The organism is Streptomyces sp. NPDC058637, from assembly GCF_042717325.1.
GTDB lineage: Bacteria > Actinomycetota > Actinomycetes > Streptomycetales > Streptomycetaceae > Streptomyces.
Genome location: NZ_JBHXRD010000009.1, coordinates 208,792 through 212,920, shown reverse-complemented (window position 1 = coordinate 212,920; position 4,129 = coordinate 208,792). Strand labels below are relative to the sequence as shown.

Annotated in this window: 4 protein-coding genes and 1 pseudogene; 1 reads left to right on the top strand and 4 read right to left on the bottom strand. The window is 71.8% G+C overall.

Features of this window, described 5'->3' with window-relative positions; genetic code table 11:
- Nucleotides 1-124: 124 nt before the first annotated feature.
- Nucleotides 125-916, bottom strand: a complete 792-nt coding sequence (modA, locus tag ACFWVP_RS11950) for a molybdate ABC transporter substrate-binding protein (RefSeq protein WP_384495825.1) — start codon at nucleotides 914-916, stop codon at nucleotides 125-127.
- A 137-nt stretch (nucleotides 917-1,053) separates the two neighbouring features.
- Nucleotides 1,054-1,281, bottom strand: a pseudogene (locus ACFWVP_RS11945) (molybdopterin-binding protein); the annotation flags it as partial.
- A gap of 323 nt (nucleotides 1,282-1,604) precedes the next feature.
- Between ACFWVP_RS11945 and ACFWVP_RS11940 the strand changes: the two are divergent.
- Nucleotides 1,605-2,024, top strand: coding sequence for a molybdopterin-binding protein (locus ACFWVP_RS11940; RefSeq protein ID WP_384495824.1), 420 nt, complete (start codon nucleotides 1,605-1,607; stop codon nucleotides 2,022-2,024).
- A gap of 225 nt (nucleotides 2,025-2,249) precedes the next feature.
- On the opposite strand, the gene ACFWVP_RS11935 is transcribed toward ACFWVP_RS11940, so the two are convergent.
- Both ACFWVP_RS11935 and ACFWVP_RS11930 read right to left on the bottom strand, forming a co-directional pair.
- Nucleotides 2,250-3,059: an ABC transporter permease gene (locus ACFWVP_RS11935; RefSeq protein ID WP_384495822.1), complete on the bottom strand. Its 810-nt coding sequence runs from the start codon at nucleotides 3,057-3,059 to the stop codon at nucleotides 2,250-2,252.
- Nucleotides 3,056-3,982 (bottom strand): ABC transporter ATP-binding protein, encoded by a 927-nt coding sequence (locus tag ACFWVP_RS11930; RefSeq protein WP_384495821.1) that lies wholly within the window; start codon nucleotides 3,980-3,982, stop codon nucleotides 3,056-3,058. Before ACFWVP_RS11930 ends, ACFWVP_RS11935 begins: the two co-directional genes overlap by 4 nt.
- Nucleotides 3,983-4,129: the final 147 nt, after the last annotated feature.

Here is a 4,129-nt window from a genome sequence, read left to right as displayed (position 1 = left end):
GGCCCCCCCCCCCCCGCCGGCCCCCCGCCACGGGGGCCCCCCGCGCCTCGCCCTGCAAACGCCTAAGCGGCGGGGGGGGGGGGGGGGGGGGCCCCCCCCCCCCCCCCCACGGGGAGGTGGCCCGTCACGGCTTCTGGAAGCCCGCGTCGGTGAGGATCTTCTGGGCCTCGGGCGTCGACAGCCACGTCACGAAGGCGGTCGCGGCCTCGCTGTTCTTCGAGGTCTTCAGGGTCGCCGCCGGGTAGGAGGCGACGGCGTTCTGGGCGTCCGGGATGTCGATCGCGTCGACCTTGTCGGTGGCCGTCGTGGCATCCGTACGGTAGACGAGACCGGCGTCGGCCTCGCCCAGCTCGACCTTGCTGAGGACGGCGCGGACGTTGGGTTCCTGCGAGACCGGCTTCACGTCGATCTTCTGCGCGTCCAGGATCTGCTGGCTGTAACGCCCGACCGGAACCTCCGGTGCCGCGAGGACGACCTTCAGCCCGGGGTCGGCGAGCTCCTTCAGGTTCTCGACCTTCTCAGGGTTGCCCTTGCCCGTCGCGATCACCAGACGGTTCTTCGCGATGACGGTCGGCGTTCCGGTGTCGGACCCGAGGCCGTCCATCGTCCTGGCGTCCGCGGTGACCAGGGCGTCCGCGGGGGCACCCTGCCGGACCTGGGCGGCGAGTTCCTGCGATCCCGCGAACGAGAACGTCACCTTCGTTCCGGGGTGCGCCTTCTCGTACGCCGCACCGGCCGTCCTGAAGACGTCGGTGAGCGAGGACGCGGCCAGGACCGTCAGGTCCGCCTCCGTGCCGTAGGCCGTGGCCTTGTCGCCCGCGTCCTTCCCGTCGCTGCCGCAGGCGGCCAGCGGAACGAGGAGGGCGGCCGTGAGCAGAGCGGCCGCGGTGCGCCGCCCGGTGAAGGTGACAGACATCAGGGTGGGACTCCTTGGGGACGCGGTCGGCCGGTGTCGTCCGAGCGGATGAGGGTGAGCCGCGCCGCACGGGGTCTCCTCTGCGCGAGTCCGTAAGGGAGCCCGGGGAAAAGCGACGCCCCCGGTGGAGCGGCCGATCAGGTGCGGTCGATGTGCACGCCGGTCGACTTGACGCGCGCGGTGGCCCGCATGCCGGCCTCCGGTCCCAGCTCCTCGACCGCCTCCCGGGTCAGGAGCGGGACGAGACGGTGCGGGCCTGCCCGGATCCTCGCGTGGGCGGCCACCTCACAGGGCTTGACGGCGGTGACGATGCCGGGGAAGGGGCTACGGGCCGATGTACAGGACAGGTCGTCCTCGCCCGTGCCCCCGGAAGGCGAGCGGCCCGGCCGGTGGTAGAGGACTGCATGTGCCACACAATAGGACGTCCATGCTGGCATTTACAATGCTTAATGCGATGCTCCATGGCAAATGCGACTCGACTCGGAGGATGGTCCGAAGGAGTGGGCGAGGACCGTTCCGAGGCGCGGTGCACCGGCCGCGTGGTCACCGTTCCCGCTCTGCCGCGCGACGCGCCGGACCGCCCTCGCGCCTGCGCCGGGTGGGCGGACGGCTGTGCTGGGGTGTGCCCAGCGGGAAACGCTGACCGGGAGAAACCTGGCATTCCCGTACGAATGCGAGGCGCCGTTTCATGAGTCTGAGCATCCGCAACCAACTCCCCGGCACCGTGACCGCCGTCACCGCGGGCGACGTGATGGCCACGGTGAAGGTCCGCCTGGCGGGCGGCCAGGAGATCACGGCCGCCATCACGCTCGAAGCCGTCGAGGAACTCGGCCTCGTCCAGGGGTCCTCGGTCCGCGCACTGGTCAAGTCGACGGAGGTGTCCCTGGCCACCGGTGCGGTCGAGGGGCTGAGCGTGCGCAACCGGATCCCCGGCGCGGTCACCGATGTCGCGACCGGCGGTGCCATGGCCCGCGTCAAGGTCTCCGTCGAGGGTGGCGAACTCACCGCGGCGGTCACCAAGGACGCGGTCACCGATCTGGGCCTCGCTGCCGGGACGGCGGTGACCGCCTTGATCAAGTCGACCGAGATCTCGCTGGCCGCACTCTGATCCGCGGTCCGTCCGGCCGGCTCGTCCGGATTCCAGTCACGCGCCGGCCCGCTCATCCGGCGCCTATCCGGCCTCCAGCCACGCACCGGACCGCCTATCCGGCCTCCGGCCACGCGCCGGACCGCCTATCCGGCCTCCGGCCATGCGCCGACCCGTATGCGGGTGCTGAGGCCGATGTAGCACGCCCCCGCACCGGTCGACGGGCACCACCGGCCGAGACGCGCCTCAACGGCGCGGGCCCCAGCGGAACCACTGCCGCACACCGAGGGCCGCCACACCCGTCCAGGCCAGGGAGACGAGCACCAGACGGCCCTGGTCCATGGCGCCGAGGTCGCCCGTCCAGCCGCCCCGCAGGAGGTCCATCACCGGCGAGAAGGGCAGCCAGGCACTGATGTCCGCCGCCGTACCGGGCAGCACCTCACGCGGCATGAAGAGGCCGGATCCGGTTACGGTCACCAGCATGAACGGCAGGAACGTCAGCTGCGCGCTCTCCGCCGTCCTGGTGAACGCGCCCGTCAGCGCGGCCCCCGCCACGAGCATCAGTGAGCCGACGACCAGACCGGCGGCGAGCAGGTGCGGGGCCGCGGGCGCGGGTGCGTCCAGGACCACGGTCAGGCCGACGGCCAGCAGGACGCACTGCACCAGTGCCAGCAGCACCGCCGGCAGCGCGCCGCCCGCGAGGATCTCCCAGTCGCGGACCTCACCCGTCCGCAGCCGCTTCAGCACCAGGCTCTCGCGGCGCGTGACGTACACGCCGACCAGGTTCGTGTAGATGGAGAAGAACAGGGCCATGGCCAGGGTGCCGGGCACCAGGACGGTCGCGATCGACAGTCCCGTGCCGCCCAGGTCGAGGTTCTTGACCAGGCCGCGCATCGACACGGCCATGGTGGCGGGCAGGACGAGCGCGGTGACCAGCGATGCCTTGCTGCGGAGCAGCAGAGCCAGCTCCGCGCGGCCGAGGGCGGCCATGCGGGACGCGGGGCCGGTCCGCACCGGCGCGGCGGCGACCGATCGGGCGGGGGCGGTCGTCGTCATCGTGTCTCCTCGTTGTCCAGGTTCTTGGCGATCTCCATGAAGGCCTCTTCCAGCGACGCCGACCGGGCGTCCAGCGCCCGCAGGGCGATCCCGGCCCGCTGCGCCCAGATGAGCAGCTCGGTGGCCGTGCGCTGCAGGTCCCGGGTCTCCAGTCGGACGGTCCGGCCCTCGGTCTCGTGCCGGGTCACGCCCATCGGTGCGAGCGGGGGCAGTTCGCCGAGGAAACGGTCCTGGGGCAGCTCGAAGCTGATCCTGGAGGGGCGTTCGGCGACCACGTCGGCCACCCGTCCGGTGGTGGCGATCCGCCCCCGGTGCATGATCGCCAGTCGGTCGGCCAGCTGTTCCGCCTCCTCCAGGTAGTGGGTGGTGAGCAGCACGGTGGTGCCCTGGGCCTTCAGTTCGCGGATCAGTCCCCAGGTGTCGCGGCGGGACTGCGCGTCGAGGCCGGTCGTCGGCTCGTCGAGGAACAGCACCTCGGGGCGGCCCAGCAGGGCGAGCGCCAGATCGAGGCGGCGGCGTTCGCCCCCGGACAGCTGCTTGACGCGTACCTTGCGTCGTTCGCTCAGATTCGTCAGCGCGAGGGCCTCGTCGGCGGGCCGGGCGCCGGTGGTGCAGCCGGCCCACATCCGGACGGTCTCCAGGACCGTGAGCTCCGGTGGGAAGCCGCCTTCCTGGAGCATCACCCCGATGCGGGGCCGGACCGCCGCCCGGTCGTGGAACGGGTCCCGGCCCAGCACCCGGACGGTCCCTCCGCTGGGGGTGGCCTGGCCCTCCAGGATCTCGAGCGTCGAGGTCTTGCCTGCGCCGTTGGTCCCCAGCAGGGCGAACAGTTCTCCGCGGGCGACCGTGAAGTCGATGCCGCGTACGGCGTCGAAGCCCCGGTAGCTCCGCCTCAGTCCGACGGTTTCGATGACTGCGTTCATGCACTCCACACTCCCGGCGCCAGGGACCCGGCGGCAGTGCGCTCTGTCATGGGTTCGTATGACAGGGGGAGGACCTAAACCACCAAAAAAGCCCCCCCCACCCCCGCTTACGAGTTTGAGAAGAGGCAAACCAACACCCAGGGGGCC